The organism is Ruminococcus sp. 1001136sp1 (assembly GCF_039841815.1).
In the GTDB taxonomy this organism is placed as follows: domain Bacteria; phylum Bacillota; class Clostridia; order Lachnospirales; family Lachnospiraceae; genus Blautia_A; species Blautia_A faecis.
In genome coordinates this window covers 1-16,514 of the sequence record NZ_JBDPGY010000030.1, presented here as the reverse complement: position 1 = coordinate 16,514, position 16,514 = coordinate 1, and the positions used below count along the sequence as shown (strand labels likewise).

Genomic DNA, 16,514 nt, shown 5'->3' with positions numbered 1-16,514 from the left:
CCAAATTATGGAATTTCTTTGTCATACGAGAGCAGTAGAATTTAAGGTTTATATTAGTAGAAAAATGAACCAATATTTGTTATAATTGGAACTAAGATAATTAGCAGTTATCCATTATTTCCTATGGAGATGAATACAAATGAACATCCAGCAATATATACATAGCCTTACAGACGAGGAGTTTGAACAGCTTTGCACGGAATATCTGACCTTACATTATAAAAACAAAAATATTACCATACACGGTACGCGTTTGAAAAAAGATGGCGGAAAAGACATTGTAGGAACTGCACAGGATGTCCCCTATGAAATATGGGCCGAATGCAAGCGGCACAACCGTGCCCTTGGCCTTGAGAAAATATCTAAAAATGTTATTTTGGTTATTTCAAAAGGAATTAATGAGCTGATTTATTTTTCTACAAGTGATATTACCAGAAATGCGGTTAAACATGTTTCCATAGTTGCTGCCAAGCATAATTTTTCTGTCACTTTCATATATGGGAACCGTCTGTATCAGGAATTATCAATTCTTCCACGTTTTCAATATGGTTTTGAAAAATCAAATGAAATAATAAAAAATGATTTAAGAATATCTCGTTTCTTTAGTGTATTTGAAGATACGGAAAAATATACAGAAGAATCGGAACTCGTATTGCAACGAGATAATATTTTTTACATTGATATTTATCTGACTAATTTGTATAGTGCAACTGTTTCAGATGTAACCTGCACATTACCGAAAATGGCAGATATTATATTTCATGTTCCTGAAATCCACAATTGTTTTAATATGCTGCAGGGAAGTAACCGTGTTATACAAATACGCGCTGAAGTATTAAGTTCTTACACCGTGAAGCATATACCCGCGCTTACCTTAAAATATAAGTGTAATGGTCATACGTATTCCAAAAAAGTTCCAGGAGGACTTATAGATCCAACAAAACTTATCTACTATCCATTGGTAGGAGAGAATGTACAGAATTTCTTAAGCAGTAAAATTCTTCCGCTTCTGAAAAGCAACGGATTCAGCCCAATTTATATGCTTAATATAACTGGGAAATCAGGAACAGGAAAAACACGGCTATTGTCTGAAATAATAAATTCTGCTAAAAGCTATAATTTTCAGACGTTATATTGTGATGCAAAAAAACAAAACGGATTTGAAATTTTAAGAGAATTTTTATGTGCTTGTCTGGGGTTACCTTATGGCACTGGAAATATCAGCTGCACATTAGATGATTTTTCTAAAATAATCAAGCAATATTATGGGAACCCAAAAGTAAGTGAAGCAGTTTTTTCTTTTGTATTTCATAAGAAATTAGATCCTGATATCTTATATTATCTGAAGGAGGCACTTCTTTTCTTTTCTTGTAATATAGTAGGTGGAGTTCCTTTAATTTGGACAATAGACAATTTACAATGTCTGGATAAAGAAACTCTGGATATCATATATTTCCTGATTGCACATTTACAGGAATGTTTTCCTGAAGTGATTTTTTCTTTAGGCACAAATACAGAAATTGTGCCTCTTGACTCTCAGGGATTTGTAAATGAATTTTTGGCTAAAATAAATGAATACGAAGATGTGGCTTCGTATGTGTATACTTGCGGTGAAATGCAGAATAACGATGCGAAAACATTGTATTATCATGCTATTCCCAATTTGCAAGGGTTTGATTATTTTACGTGCCTGCTATTAAACAAAAGCGGAAAACGACCATTTGATATTATTATGCTGATTCACTGGTTTTATGACCAGAATTTAATTAATATATCAACACATAATATGGTGATTCCTTCAAAAAAAGAAGAAATCGAAAACTTTATAAATAAAGTACCTGTAAAAAGCAAGGAAATTATCGACCAACGATTCCAACTGCAAATGCATAAAAAATTCTCTTTTGATACCACATTGGGATATTTCGATGCATTTAAAGTTGTTGTGAAGTCAATATTGTATTTTGGAGGAGAAACACCTGTTGATTTTTTGGCTAGTTTAAATATAGACGGTGATATGTTATTTGAATTAAGTCAATCTTTATTTTTTAAGTACATGGATAAATACCCTAAAATTGTATTTTACCATGACAATATTTACAGATATTTTGAAGGATACCAATTTTATCAGAATGACCGCTCGCTTTCTCTGAAAATTATTAAGTGGCTAAATGAAAATGCCTGGTACAAATCCAACCTTAGGACAACAGTAATTTTTGACTGTTATATACGCGCTTCCGAATATGAAGAAGCTGTCAGGTTTGGAATATCTTCTATCTCAAGCGAATGTGACAAAAGAAATTTTCAGGCAGTCATACATATTGGCACAGAGTTATTAAAAGATGTTCCGAAAACTCAGGATGCTTCCGAAGAATCAGTGCCTAACCCCTTTGCAGAATTTATGGATGCAGGTGCAAAATTTCATATCTACTATGCAGTGGCGGACGCGTACAGAATTTATCAGGATTTGTCTCAAAGCGTATATTATTATAAGAAAGCCTATAAAATATTACAGCAATACAGTATTTCGGAATTTACGTCCATTGATACCTGCCGTTTCTTTCACAGGTACTCAAATGCCTGTATTTCAGCAGCAGACTATGACGATGCATTAATCGTCTTAGATTATTTCAAGAAGTATAAAGGACGGGATAACTTTTATGATTTCATTATGCACAATCGGTATTCTGTCGTATATTTAGCAATAAATGATATAGAAAACGCATTATTGTCAATTGATGAATCATTAAAAATAGCGAAAGAATGTAAAGAACCACAGTGGGAAAGTGTCTCTTATTCAGACAAAGCTTATATTTATTATCGTGCCTATGAAGATAAGGAAAATACAATTCTATATTTTAGCAAAGCGGTAGAAAAACACATTTCTGAAAAAGCTACCATCAATCGAAGTTCTGAAATTCTTGCGCAGGAAGCTTTTGTGGATTTACTAACAAATAAGCTGGAGGATGCTGAGTATCTGGCAGATTTGGCACTGAACCGTGCACTTGAAATTAATGGAACAGCAATGGAAATAAAAAGCAGAAATTTATTAGGAATTATTCAATATTTCAGTAATAAAGCTGAAGCTGCATTTTCCACATGGCGAAAGGATCTTGTAATTTCCACTCAAAGGGTGAATAAAGATGGAATAGTAAAACTGCATACAAATTTAGGCGCTGCCTACATTCTGCAAAGTAAATATGTGCCAGCTAAGGAAGAACTTGAACAGGCATATGCTCTTTATCAAAAATTCAAGGTCTCCTTGATGACACACAAGCCGCTAATCTACAATTTGCTATTCATTTATAATATTTTGGGCGATACATCAAAAAGAGATAAGCTGTTTGAAGAGGCTTATTTCGATAATCTCTCTTCCTACTACAACCAGCTTATCTCTGGGAGCGAAAACATCCTAACAGACGGCTATTGGCCTTTACAATTTAAACATGTATTCTTTAACTATTAGTTTTCAGGGAATCTGATCCGTACATCAGGTTCCCGTTTTTATCAAAAATAATATCCTCTTCATTACGATTTGTAAACCAATAGTAATTATCCAGCAATAATCTGTAATCATCTGCAAAATATACAATAGGAATATTTAATCGGCATATATCCCAGGTTACACTTTCCTGCAAAATAATGTGTGTGGCGCCGGTAATATTTTTTATATCTAAAAATTGCAAAATGGAAATGTCAAACAATTGTGTGAACAGCTTTATGTATTTATCACGGTATAACGAATTACTAAAACTTACAACAATGACACTTTTTTGCGATATTCTTTTATAATTTGCTTCCATCCAGAGCTCTTTTAAATAGTTTTCAGCATTGCATAATTGATATAATTCATTACCCCATTTTTTGAATAAATATGCTTTTACATCTTGTCTAAAAGGTACTGTCCGAATAGGTCCTGAAATCTGTCCACGGTGAAAAACTTTGGCGTTTGCGCACATTCTGTTTGTATAGCCAGCTTTTCGAACACGAAAGGCCAGATCTACATCGCAATGAATGTTCATGCACATTTCATCCTGTCCGCCAAGTTCCTGGTATAAATTACGATTCATCATCATGCAGCCAGAAGACACAAGAGGAACATCACGGTCTTTTTGGGAGAATACAGAGGGCTTTCCATGGCGAAGAAACAACAGAATATCAATTTCATAAATTCCCATACCGTATCCAAATAAGTTTCCAGAGTCTGTTTCATAGATTGTCGCGGATACACTTCCCTTTTCCCCTATATCTGCATATGTTTTTTTCATGTTTTGCAGCCAGTTGCCTGTTGGATAGATATCACAATCTATAAACAGCAATGTATCATACCGCGCGTGATCAACAGCATAATTACAGGCTGCTGCATACCCTTTATTTTTCGGCATATTTAATACCTGGACAGAATATTCATCCTCTAAAAAGTTAATATTCATGGCTGGATTGTCATTGACGATAATAATTTCATATATATCTTCTACTTTTAATGCATCCTGCAGCAGATTGATACACATTTTTAAGGAAGACAATCCATTATAAAAAGTTATGATTGTTGAAAGACCCTGCATTATTCTTTTCCCTCCAGTACATTTTTTATTATATTTGCGACTGTTTTGGAAGCATGTCCAGTTTCGCACAGGCCATACGCTTTCTTCATCCAATCCAACGTATTTATTTCTTTTTGCGATACAGCTGCTGGAAGTTTATTTATAACTTCAGAAACTGTATATGCTTTTGGAAAAGGCAAAGCATTAAAATCCTGGTTAAATCCTCTGTCCAAAAGATATTCCTTTAAATCTGGGCAGTACAACAATATGGGCTTATTTAATAATGCAAAATCCATAATAATACAGGAATAATCACTGATTAAAAAATCAGCTGCTATAAGTAATTCCTGTACATCTTCATAAGATGAGGCATTTATTACTTTTTCCGAATTTCCTGGCCAGTGTTTTGGATTATAAACATTTGTATGCATATGAATTACAAATGTCCAGTTATTTTTCGTACATTTTTCCAATTCTGATAATATTTGATCGGATGGCAATGTATATTTATCAACACCCATATCCGCTCGAAAAGTAGGTGCATATAATAATATTTTATTATTTTTATTAATTGACAGACATGATTTTACTTTTTGAGATATATCATTATGGTTTCCATTTAATAAAATATCTGTTCTAGGAAGTCCTTTTTGCAGTATCTTTCCTAAATACCACATATCTCTTCTTATAAAAAATGTAGAAAAATCACTGTTGGACAAAAACAAATTTATCATTTTAGAATCATTTTTAGCACTATCAATATATCTTTTGGATAACTTGTTTATTGTGGCACGCTCTGTATTTTTCAGTCGAATTCCTCCATGCCAGGTCTGAATATAATATTGATTTTTCCGCTTTCGAACATATCGTGACTTGCGGCGATTAGAAATCCATATTTGAGCTGTTACCTGTTCGTATATTCCCCGGATCGAATGATATGGAACTTGACGTATGCAAGCTGGCATTTCAGGCGGATTTTCAAAATCGCATAGCCAGACTATGTCTGCCGTGCAATCTAATTTTAACAATTGTTGAATAATATATTTGGGGCTATCACAATAACCGTGATTTTTGAAACATGAAACAACAATTTTCCTTTTTTGAACAGGAAATATTCTGAATAAATAAAATAACAATTTCAAAATTGTATCCTGCATATACTCTATCTTTTTATTTTTGGTTTTTATAAATAGGCGATTTGCTTTCATGTATATCATTCCCCCGAAAAAGAATATCCTTAATACAATTAGTGATAATGGATAACTGCTAATTATCCAACAAACGCCGAACATACCTCTATGCATCTGTTTTTTAACAAGCATTTCTTGAAAAAAGTGAGAAAAGGTTGAAAAACAGGTGAAAAACCACAGGCGTTGTATGATGCATACGTGGAAAGCGAGCGTTCATTGGATGAAACTATTGACTTGATTCGGAATGCCGATGAATGGATATAGGCTGGATTTAGTTGTAAAATTTCTGGAAGTTCACACTTGCATTTTTTTAATTTTTAAGGTAGAATAGAATGAAAAAGAACTTTATAAGTATACTGATAGAACCACAAAACAAATAGTAGATATACTTACTGCAACAGATTAGACCATGGGAAATTTGTTTTATGGTTGTTCAGTATTTGTGAAATATTGGATTTTCAGGGATGCTTTTGCGTATATAAGGCTTGACTATGAGAAAATTACCAATTGATCGTGAAAAATGTGCTATTAAAGAAATATAATATATTTCAAGCTGGTAATTTTAAATAAATAGGAAGAACCTAAATATATTATAATGACCTTTCGGAAAAGAGAAGTTCTATCTCCTCATCACTCGTTGCATCGTTATCATTAGGTAGTTTTTTTGAGAGTGTAGTAAAAATCTATTTACTATCTTATATGAGGGAGGAAAAATTATTTTGAAAAAATTACTGTATTTTGTATCAAATAGTGAAGAAAAGTTTAAGGAATTGAGGAAACTTGCAAAAGGCACATCCTATGATATTAAATGGTTTAAGACTCCTGTAAGTGAACTTCAGACAGATAATATTGAAGAACTGCTTAAACATAAAGCATTGTCAGCATTTAAGAAAATTAAAAGACCGGTGCTTGTTGATCATACAATGTTAGAAGTAGAAGCATTTAACAGTCTGCCGGGTCCTCAGACTAGTTATTTTTTTGAAAAACTTGGAAATTCAGAGATTGTTGGTTATTGCAATTACAAAAAAAAGTGGAAAGCCAATGCAATTACCTGCTTATGTTGTTGCACTGGAAAAAAGCTCATATCTGGTAAAGGAATAGAAGAAGGCGAAATTGTTAAAAAGGTAGATGATTCAGCTGTAGGCTATGCATGGGATAATATTTTTTGCCCGATTTCTAACAATAATAAAAGGATAGTTTACGCTAAGCTTGACAAAAATATGCGTTCAATGCGTAAAAAGGCATGGGAAGAATTGGTTAAAGCGCTAGATAGTGAAGAAATTTTTTCTATAGAGGCTTCGAAATATAGGAAAAGCATAGAAGAAGTAGCAGAATTAATCGCTAAGAAAAAAATGATGTTGTTTATTGGTGCTGGCATTTCTGCTTCTATTGGATTACCCTCTTGGAAAACATTAATAGAAAAACTGGGGAAATCAGCGGGATATGATGCTGACGTCTTTTTGGAGTATGGTGATAATATGCTATTGGCAGAATATAGTGAACTGCTGGGAAAAGGTAAATTACAGGAAATACTATTAGATGAATGGGCTATAAATCGAAATGCAAAATTAAAAAAGAAGTTGGAAGATTCTGCCATATACCAATATATTATGGAATTAAATTGTCCGGTTATATATACGACAAATTTTGATCAGATGATAGAAGAATATTACAAAATAAAGAATAAGAATATGCATAAGATAGCAGTAATAGATCATTTTGAGTATGACGAAGAATCTTATCCAAGGGTTATGAAATTTCATGGTGACTCTGAGCACAAAGAAAGTATTGTATTTACTGAAAGCCAGTATTTTGCAAGAATGGATTATCAGTCGTTTATGGATATCCAGTTACAGGCGGATTTGTTGAAGTATAATGTATTGTTTTTAGGATATAGTTTATCTGATATTAATATTAAACAATTGTTGTATTTTTCCAGAAAACGTTGGGAAAATACGAAAACTAAGAAGTATTCATACATATATACTGCAACACCAAATTACATACAGGAAAAAGTTTTTGAAAAAAACAATATTGTAAGTATTTCCGGTGAGGAAGCGGATAAAGCTGTAGCAACAGAAGCTTTTTTAAAAGAGCTATGTGCGAAAGTAAACGAGATAAAGCAAAGGGGATGATATTAGAAAAATAGAAAAGAAAGGAAAATGACAGAATGATAAAGAAAATTTATATAACATATGATAGTAACGAAACTGTGACATATTCTTTCTGGAAACAATTCTTTTTAATGAGTGGAGTGTGGGTAGTAGGAAACAAACTTGAGAATGCGAATAAAGCAGATTTTTATAATGACCAAATAGATGAGTATTATTTGCATCTGTATTTATTAGCCGAAAAAAGCCTATTCGTAATAGAAGAAAATGATGTTAAACAGAACGTGTTTTATTTTATAGATGAGAGAAATTATGTTGCTAATCCAACATATCATGACAGAACGGATGTCCTGATGTACAACTGGAAACAGCAGAATACTTTTATTGATGCTATAAAAAAGATTGATTTTCGAGAAGATATAAAGTACAGTAAATTGTTAAAAATATATATTGATACTAGCCTTTGGCTGTCAACGTGGTTATATTTTGACTTGGCATATGAGAAAATAACAGAATGGGATAGTTGGATTTTGGACAATAGTGTAATGGCTATAGAGAACCTGGACATATTAAAAAAAACGCATGTTTCCAGAGCGGATTCATGGCACTATGAATTTATGGACTTGTATTGCTGCTATATAAGAACAGCAATAGAAAATAGAGAGTATGAAGATAGAAAAACACAAGTTCAATTGCTATTGGAAAGAGGAAATTTATTAGCTCTGGAAAGCGGATGGCAGCCTGCATTGTGTAATTTATGTGCCGCTATATCAAGTCTCAGTCCATTAGAAAATAAAGTTGCAATTGTATATTATAAAGGAATTCTAGAGTATGATAAAAATTCTCAAATAATGTACAATATAGGGAAGATTTATGAAAAAGTGTACGGTGATATAGAAATGGCTGTGAGGTATTATACAAGGGCTGATGAAAATGGTAGATATTACAGAGCTCGGTATAAAATAGCTAGTTATTTTGAACAGAAAGGAGAATGGAAAAAAGCATTAGCTATATATGAGAGTATTTTTGAAGCTCTTGGTGAAAAATTTGAGAATCCTTCTTTTAATTCTGTGACAGTCTATGATATAGAGTATTATATTAAAGTTATAATAAAAATAAAAAATATACTCACACAAAAGTTTTCATATAGCGGAGACGGAATGGATAGGTTAATTGAGGAGAAAAAAGAAAAAATTGTTAATTTGTCGCATCTTATAAGAATGGTGTATTGTATGCGGCAAATGGCAAACAAAAGTTCTGTGAAAATAAATATTGACAAGAATAGTATGCAAAAAGGTGAATGGCAGCGTACACTGGAATTTCTAAAAGACATTTTAAAACATGTACAAAGAAGAATCGATTTATACTTTTAGACAATGTTTTAATAGGAGAGTAGAGTATGGAAAGAAAAAAATACAAACTTGTTATGAATGATTTGTCTGCTATAAAATACGAAGAGAAAAGTGAATTTGAAAGTTCAGTATCAGCAGATGCTTACGATAAGGCCTTTCAAATTACTCGAAAAATATTGAATGAAAACCGGAATTTTCGAGAATTGAAGAGCAAAGGTGAAACGGGAAATAGATTAAGAAATTCTGAGCAGATATATAACATTTTGTTTTTTACAGGAGCAAAGGGATCTGGAAAAACGTCTGCAATGCTTTCATACATGGAATATCTTAAGGATTTTTATAGGGAAAGTGACAGGAGTGTAAATCGGTTATCTTCAAAAGAGCATTTAATGTTTACGGGATTAGAATATATAGATGCGTCTGTTATGGACAAAAAGGAAGATATTCTTGGCTGTATATTGTCCAAAATGCTTAAGAAATGGAAAGACGAAGAACGCCGTAGTTACGAAAGTAGAAGAATGGGGATTGTGCAAACAAATGATTATGCATATAGAAAAAGAATTATTTCGCTAGCTTTTGACAGAGTATATACTAATTTGAAGAATTTAAGAAGTACTAAAGATGTAATTGAAGACGAAGAGGATACTTTTCTGGAAACCCTGGAGAAATTATCTCTTTCATGGAATCTAAAGGAGTCTTTTCAGGCGCTGGTTCAGGAATATTTGGAAATTATGAAATATCCGAATACAGAAGATCTAAAAACAGATAACCACTTTTTAGTCATTTCTATAGATGAAGCTGATATGAATATAGAGCGAGGATTCGAAATTATAGAACAGGTTCGACAATATTTGATGGGACCTAATATAATTGTCCTATTATCTGCTGATTCAGACCAATTGGAGAAAATATGTGATAATCATTTTTTAAAGGAATTTTCTGCAATTAGTAAGTCTGAAAATATGGATAAGCATATAAGAAGATTGACTAGAGAATATTTGGAAAAAATCATTCCATCTGATAGAAGGATTTTTATGCCTTCCGGAAGAGAATGGAAATTTTTGGATAAAGAAGTAGTAGAAGTATACTATAACAATGAAAATGGTGAAAACAAGTATGGAGAGGGAACAATAAAACAAATTATTCAAAAAAACTGTAAAGATAATTTAGGAATTGAATTACATAAAAATGGGGAATTGATTAAATATTTTGTTCCTAATACATTGCGGGAATTTTCTTCATGGATAAAAAAAATGAATGAAATTTCGAATTCGGATTCTGAACTGAAAATGTCAAAGGCATATGATTGGTTTTGGGGAGAAGCATTTCCTTTGATCTTAAAAAAGGAAGATGAAGTGGATGTGATATTTTCGACTTTAAGTGATCTGGCTCCTCAGGAACAAATTGAAATGATGAAAAATGTGTTAGACCACGAAAACAATAAAAGAAGTCTTCTGGAATTGTTGGCTTCATTTCAAATTAAGAACATAACACAGCGAAAAAAATCCAATGTTTGTTTATTGTATTTTTCTATGAAGATAGCTGAAATGATAAACTGTAATAGTGCCAACAAAGCGTATCTGGAATATTATTCTCCTTGGGGAATCTGGGGAAATTGGGAAAAGAAAATGGGGTATGAATATGGGATTAAAATAATATCAGAAAAACCAACAATGACATGTAATATTCATTGCTTTGAGTTTTCTAAATGGAATAGTGCTTTTGAAACTAATATAGACAAATTTATTGTGAAAATTAGGGAAAAGGGAAAGGCTCTGGATCAGGAAATAGATAAACTGAAAAACTTTCAATATATTATTCTATTTTTGGAAATGAATAAAGATATTGATAAGAATCCATGGAAAATAGAAGGAAATAGCAAAATAGTGTGTAATTATAACAATATGGGAGAATACAGAGGAATATTCAGCTTTTCGAACTCAATCTTGAATATTTTTAAAGGTTCCAGGATGGTTGAATTATTTTGTCAATGCATAGAAAATGCATTAAAAAATGCGCAATTTCCAAATTCCGAAATTAAAAATACCATGGGGAAATTATCAATTATTAGAGCCCAAAAAGAAGAGAACCAAATGCTTATACCACTTTTTAATTTGGAGTTTTTGGTAAAGCTAGGAAAAGAATTAGAGAAAGAATTTGCAGGGAAAAATCCAGAAGAATTTACGAAGGAAAAGGTTTCCATGCATTTGTTTATGTATTTTGATATTATCAAAGAAAATCTTAGAAAGTATGATAACGAATTTAGTACAAATTTTGAAGAACGTTTTTCAAAGCATGAACTGTTTAAAAAGATTATAAACAAGGATCACGATTTTATAGATCTGTTTTATGAAAACATTCAAAAAATTTATGTGCCAAAAGAAATTGGTCTTAGCGACTAAGGAGCCTAGATGGATAATTTACGGTCTGTGTTAAACATTGTTTTGAGTAAAATTCCAACATCATTAATAGTAAATTCTGAAATTCAGTATGATAATATTACGCGTGACATGTTTGTTAAAATAGCTGGATATTATATAAAATATTATTCGAATGATGAATTGAACAATTTGTTTGATTATATACGGAATGAATATGAGGATCAGGCAAATTATGTTAGGGGATTTGAAATTGGCAAATATGAGTATAAGGAAGGCTTTAGTGTGTTTGATGCGATTCTGATCTTTGCAACCAGGGTTCTTCAGGAAATTGACGGAGAGCCAATTTGCCGTTATGAGAATGTACTTAGGTGGCGATTTACATCGCATTTATTAGATGAGGATATATTTACAACTGCGTATTTAGCATTTCAGGATTGCAGGGAAGGAAAACGAAATAGAGAGTTTTCTTGGAAACCAGTAATTGGAAATAATAATGAACACTTAAACTGGATATTGCAGCAGGGGTTGGCTGATAATCATTTTCACTTAAAGGGATCAGCACCGCAGTTTCCGCTTTCATGGATTAATATGATGAATCATGTGCAAAGCAAAAAGTATAAGATAATATTAGATGAATATAGTAATAAAAGATTATCGGTTTCTTATGAATTGGGGACGGAAGAAGAACACCTGTATTCCTTATATTTAAAAGCTGCATTAATCCGTTGCTTTTTATTTGCACACATAACAGATCAGGAAATTCTTTTAAGAGATGAGCGAGAGAGGGGAAAATCTGATGTTCGAAAGAAGGAAACCCCTGATGATCGAAAATGGGCTACAGAAAATTTTGTTATGTTTTTATTGAAAGATAGAGCGGAAATTATTTTTTATCGTAGGCAAATTCAAGAAAATATTGATTTTTTTAGAACCAATAGAGGTCAAAAACAGTTGGACTATGCATTGACGGGAAAATATAGGCGCGGAACTGGAAAGAATGAAGTAAATAATAGTCTTTCTGGTGAAAGATGGTTTATGTATGAAATGTTTTATCGAATATATGCAAAATCAGTCAAAGATCAGAAATATTTTAATTTGTTCTATTTGTATCTTGTTATAAAGCGGGCCATTAGAGCAGAGCTTGTTCAAACAAATGAAAATATTGGTTTTGATAATTTTGAAAAATATCAGAACAGAAAGGAAGATTTTATTGAAGATACTCCTTTAGAAAAAGAATATATAAAAATGGCTTTGAAAGGAACCATTGTTAATCAGAATATTCTTCATCTTGAAGCTCGGCTGACTCCAAGAAAAACAGCTGTAGAAAACAAAAGATATATTGAAAAATATGATAAAGTTATGCAAAAAGATAAAGAACTGATGAAGCGGTATTTTTATGTATTTCATTTCGTGAAGGAAAGAGATAATGAAAAACTTTTAAACAGTGAGTTGTATTGTCGGCATTATCAGAAAAGGCGAAGTTTAGAAAAGCAGGCAAAAGCAATTGCACTGTTTCGGGAAGAGTTCCCGAAAACGGCAAAAAGACTTCGTGGAATAGATGCTTGTTCAAGGGAAATTGGATGCAGACCAGAAGTTTTTGCACAAACATATCGTTATTTGAAGAATCATATAGTCTATGCGAAAGAATTAAGTGACTATGAAGATGATTTTTTGCTAGCATCACAGCTACAGTTGACGTATCATGTAGGGGAGGATTTTCAGAGCCTTGTGGATGGGCTTCGGGCAATTGAAGAAGCAATTATGTTTTTAAATATGAATTGTGGATCAAGATTAGGGCATGCCTTGGCATTGGGAGAAGATCCGGATGAGTATTACGAAGGGAAGAAAAATTGTATATTAATTACACAGCAAGATTATTTAGATAATTTAGTGTGGGTTTATTATCGTATTAAACGTTTTTCTCTTATTGGATATGATGATTTTTTATTAAAAATTGAACAGGAATATAATAAATATTTCAGACTCATTTATGGGGATGCTGTGTCAGATGAGTTTTTTGATGCTGTAGTAAGAGAAGCAAGAGAATATTATCAAGAAAAAAATGAACGTGTTGCAAAGGGATATGGTAATACACATTTCAGCTTTAGAATATCGGAATATTATGCTGCGTGGCAATTGCGGGGGGATGATCCAGAGTGCTATAAGAATGGATATTTTAAAGATTGGGATACTTTTTCAGAATGGAAACGTTTTTCTATAAATAAAGAATGTCCACGGGATTATCGGATTAGATATAATCCGGAATGTGCATATTTGTATTTTCTTTACCATTACAATCCTCATGTAAAAACAGAGGGAAGAAAAACAATAGAAGTTCAAATGAATCATAAAATTATTAAATGTATTAAAGAAATCCAAAGAGAAATGCAGGTTTGGATTTCTAAATTAGGAATAGGAATTGAAGTAAATCCTTCATCAAATTTCTTTATCGGTACATTTGATCGCTACGATAAACATCCGATTTTTAAATTGTATAATATAGGTTTAACATCAGTTGTAGAAACAATTGATAAGTGTCCACAAATTCCAGTCTGTATAAATACAGATGATCAAGGTATATTTTCTACTTATCTGGAAAACGAATATGCATTAATTGCATTGGCACTGGAAAAAGCAAAAGACGAAAATGGAAGAAACCTCTATAATAGAATGTTTATTTACCAGTGGATTGAGAATATTAGAAAATTAGGTTTGCAATTGAGTTTTGCCAAATCAGATTTTTCAGATACTTAGGAAAATGAAAAAGGTTATATGATAGACGTGATTCTGAATAAAGAAATGTCACCAAATGGAACGGTTTTGTTAATTATAACATTATGGATTCTCGAAGGGAGAGATAGGAATATATATTTGGAGCGGTTTAAGTCGGTTTTATAGTTTATCGTTGTTTCATGTATGTTACATAATGTTATGTTTGATTGCAATATGGACAGTGATTCCTGTATTTTCTAAATGCAAAATATATAGATGGTGGAAAAATTAATATTCTTTCTTTTGCTTTTCGCTTCTTCTCATTATAAAAATGACTCTATGGGACAGAAGTGTTGGCTTCAGAGAAGTTGAATTACGTCTTTTTTATACGCTTACTACAATTTCATATAACAATGAGGTGCTTAGAACCTTGTTACTGAATGTGATATTGTTTCTGCCGTTCGGATTGACAATGCCATATGTTACAGAAGTAGTAACAATAAATATAGATGGATTTTATGTGTAGTGAGTGGTTTTCTGCTTAGTGTCGTGATTGAGAGTTTTCAGTATTGTTTATGTTTAGGAAGGGCAGAGACTGATGATGTGATATGTAATACACTTGGATGTATGTTGGGAGTTATGGCAAATATTATGGGATGCTTGTGACGAGATGTTGTAGATGATATTTGCGTAATTTATATATATCCTATAGCTAAGATGAAATTAAGTAAGCACTTAAACTTTGGGTAGCTTTACTGTCTACGTTTTCTAACTCATAATGATAGTAAATAAATTTTTACTACACTCCGCTTGATAGGAGATAGAAATTTACTACATTTGGAGGTTTCATTATGAGTAATAAACGTGCTCCAAGGTGCTCCCTGGACGAATGGATGGAACTGGTAACCGAATGCAGACAAAGCGGCCTGAAAGATTCTGCATGGTGTAATGAGCATGGGATAGCTCCCAGCTGTTTTTACAATGCAGTTACCCGTCTCCGGAAAAAAGCCTGCCAGATACCAGATTCAGTTGGAAAGTAAATCCTCAAACATGAGTACTGGGTATCAAAAATCCCCGCATTCTAGCGGGGATTGAGCAGATTTTACAGAATAGATATGCACATTGAAAATTCAAGACTTTTTGTATCGACTTGGGCATTCTTTCTAGACTCTGGGTGACCATGGAAGGAGATCATCAATAAATCTGAGATCTTTGTCATCCATGTGCTGAGGAATCTCAGTAAGCAGCAGATTGAAATATTCGAAAGTATTTATCATGTTTGCTTTTGCTGTTTCAACCAGACTGTAGAGGATCGCACTTGCCTTTGCACCATTGGAAGGAACTCCAGAAGTTCACACGGTATTTTTTATGGCTGTTATATAGTTTGTGACATATAGATTGTGAGCTGTTGGTGTGATGGCTGTCCCCCATTCTTCAACCGAAGTGGGGGAATTATGAATGTTTGTTACTGTTTTACATTAAAACTGCCATTTGATTTCTTCAGCAATCTTGTCAAAATAGCAATATAAGACAGCTTATTGGCAGCAATTTGCTTGTATAATAAAGGCCACATATAATTTGCCACTTCTTTAAACTTTCCGGTAAATACGATCAGGTCAAGATTCAAAAGGTCAATTAGAAGATTGGCCATTTTTCCTATATAATATGTGAAAATTTCAAATTTTTCCGGGTTAGCAGTTAAATATTCTCTAATTGCTGCTGAATTTAATTCGGAAAAGCTTTCTTTTGTCATTTCAAAAACATCATTTCGGATTCGATAATCAAGACATTCACAACTGCCACAGGAACAACTGGGCTCTATAGCTTTGAAGCGCTTGCTTGGATAAGGTGGCAATTCTATATGACCTAATTCGCCGGCAAAATTCGAAGCATCGCGATAGAGTCCATTGTTAAAAATCAGACCGGCACCAATACCGGCTCCCAGATACAGGATCATCATATTTTTTTATTTCGATATTTATAGTTTGTGCTATCCGGCTGATACATGTTGTATTTCTCTGCAATAACGGAAAAGGAATAAAAGATTTTATAAGCAGTCAGGTAAGAAAACAGAAAGGCACTTTTGAAAACAACTGGGGAAACTGGATCGAGGAATTCGAAGTGAATGGAAAAACAGTCCACACTTTTGTTTAGTAAGCGCTTAATTTTTAGGTATGATAGAAAAATCCCCGACTACTTTTCAGTAGCCGGAGCACCTTGACAATTCACA

The 16,514-nt window shown here is 32.7% G+C and carries 10 protein-coding genes; 6 read left to right on the top strand and 4 right to left on the bottom strand.

The annotated features are described in order from the left end of the window. The first annotated feature begins 139 nt into the window (after positions 1-139). Positions 140-3,463, top strand: a complete 3,324-nt coding sequence (locus ABHC48_RS18645; RefSeq protein ID WP_195700368.1) for a restriction endonuclease — start codon at positions 140-142, stop codon at positions 3,461-3,463. On the opposite strand, the gene ABHC48_RS18640 is transcribed toward ABHC48_RS18645, so the two are convergent. Together ABHC48_RS18640 and ABHC48_RS18635 are read right to left on the bottom strand one after the other, a co-directional pair. After that, entirely contained in the window at positions 3,453-4,562 is a 1,110-nt protein-coding gene (locus ABHC48_RS18640) for a glycosyltransferase (RefSeq protein ID WP_195700367.1), read from the bottom strand. The genes ABHC48_RS18645 and ABHC48_RS18640 overlap by 11 nt on opposite strands. Continuing rightward, complete coding sequence (locus ABHC48_RS18635) at positions 4,562-5,749, bottom strand: CDP-glycerol glycerophosphotransferase family protein (RefSeq protein WP_347505943.1); 1,188 nt, start codon at positions 5,747-5,749, stop codon at positions 4,562-4,564. Before ABHC48_RS18635 ends, ABHC48_RS18640 begins: the two co-directional genes overlap by 1 nt. Before the next feature lie 701 nt (positions 5,750-6,450). Between ABHC48_RS18635 and ABHC48_RS18630 the strand changes: the two genes are divergently transcribed. The 5 genes from ABHC48_RS18630 to ABHC48_RS18610 all read left to right on the top strand — a co-directional run bounded on the left by ABHC48_RS18630 (position 6,451) and on the right by ABHC48_RS18610 (position 15,324). Next, positions 6,451-7,866, top strand: a complete 1,416-nt coding sequence (locus tag ABHC48_RS18630; protein WP_195700365.1) for a non-canonical purine NTP pyrophosphatase — start codon at positions 6,451-6,453, stop codon at positions 7,864-7,866. 35 nt (positions 7,867-7,901) lie between these two features. Beyond that, positions 7,902-9,215 carry a hypothetical protein gene (locus ABHC48_RS18625; protein ID WP_195700364.1) on the top strand — a complete coding sequence of 438 codons (1,314 nt, stop codon included), beginning with the start codon at positions 7,902-7,904 and terminating at the stop codon, positions 9,213-9,215. Between the two features lie 26 nt (positions 9,216-9,241). Further along, on the top strand, positions 9,242-11,596 hold the full coding sequence (locus tag ABHC48_RS18620) for a hypothetical protein (protein WP_195700363.1): 2,355 nt from the start codon (positions 9,242-9,244) through the stop codon (positions 11,594-11,596). 9 nt (positions 11,597-11,605) lie between these two features. Beyond that, positions 11,606-14,326, top strand: a complete 2,721-nt coding sequence (locus ABHC48_RS18615; protein ID WP_195700362.1) for a hypothetical protein — start codon at positions 11,606-11,608, stop codon at positions 14,324-14,326. A gap of 809 nt (positions 14,327-15,135) precedes the next feature. Beyond that, positions 15,136-15,324: a hypothetical protein gene (locus tag ABHC48_RS18610; protein WP_243284607.1), complete on the top strand. Its 189-nt coding sequence runs from the start codon at positions 15,136-15,138 to the stop codon at positions 15,322-15,324. A gap of 123 nt (positions 15,325-15,447) precedes the next feature. Here the strand turns inward: ABHC48_RS18610 and ABHC48_RS18605 are convergent, their stop codons facing one another. Together ABHC48_RS18605 and ABHC48_RS18600 are read right to left on the bottom strand one after the other, a co-directional pair. Continuing rightward, positions 15,448-15,585 carry a transposase domain-containing protein gene (locus tag ABHC48_RS18605; protein ID WP_334285816.1) on the bottom strand — a complete coding sequence of 46 codons (138 nt, stop codon included), beginning with the start codon at positions 15,583-15,585 and terminating at the stop codon, positions 15,448-15,450. 164 nt (positions 15,586-15,749) lie between these two features. After that, the gene (locus ABHC48_RS18600) at positions 15,750-16,244 is read right to left on the bottom strand and encodes an ROK family protein (RefSeq protein WP_243284606.1); all 495 of its coding nucleotides are present in this window, start codon (positions 16,242-16,244) and stop codon (positions 15,750-15,752) included. Positions 16,245-16,514 lie beyond the last annotated feature (270 nt).

Bases quoted from the DNA above. Each gene is read 5' to 3' on its own strand.
- ABHC48_RS18625 (WP_195700364.1), top strand. From the start codon at position 7,902: ATGATAAAGAAAATTTATATAACATATGATAGTAACGAAACTGTGACA.
- ABHC48_RS18610 (WP_243284607.1), top strand. From the start codon at position 15,136: ATGAGTAATAAACGTGCTCCAAGGTGCTCCCTGGACGAATGGATGGAA.
- ABHC48_RS18620 (WP_195700363.1), top strand. From the start codon at position 9,242: ATGGAAAGAAAAAAATACAAACTTGTTATGAATGATTTGTCTGCTATA.
- ABHC48_RS18615 (WP_195700362.1), top strand. From the start codon at position 11,606: ATGGATAATTTACGGTCTGTGTTAAACATTGTTTTGAGTAAAATTCCA.
- ABHC48_RS18635 (WP_347505943.1), bottom strand. From the start codon at position 5,749: ATGAAAGCAAATCGCCTATTTATAAAAACCAAAAATAAAAAGATAGAG.
- ABHC48_RS18645 (WP_195700368.1), top strand. From the start codon at position 140: ATGAACATCCAGCAATATATACATAGCCTTACAGACGAGGAGTTTGAA.
- ABHC48_RS18600 (WP_243284606.1), bottom strand. From the start codon at position 16,244: ATGATGATCCTGTATCTGGGAGCCGGTATTGGTGCCGGTCTGATTTTT.
- ABHC48_RS18640 (WP_195700367.1), bottom strand. From the start codon at position 4,562: ATGCAGGGTCTTTCAACAATCATAACTTTTTATAATGGATTGTCTTCC.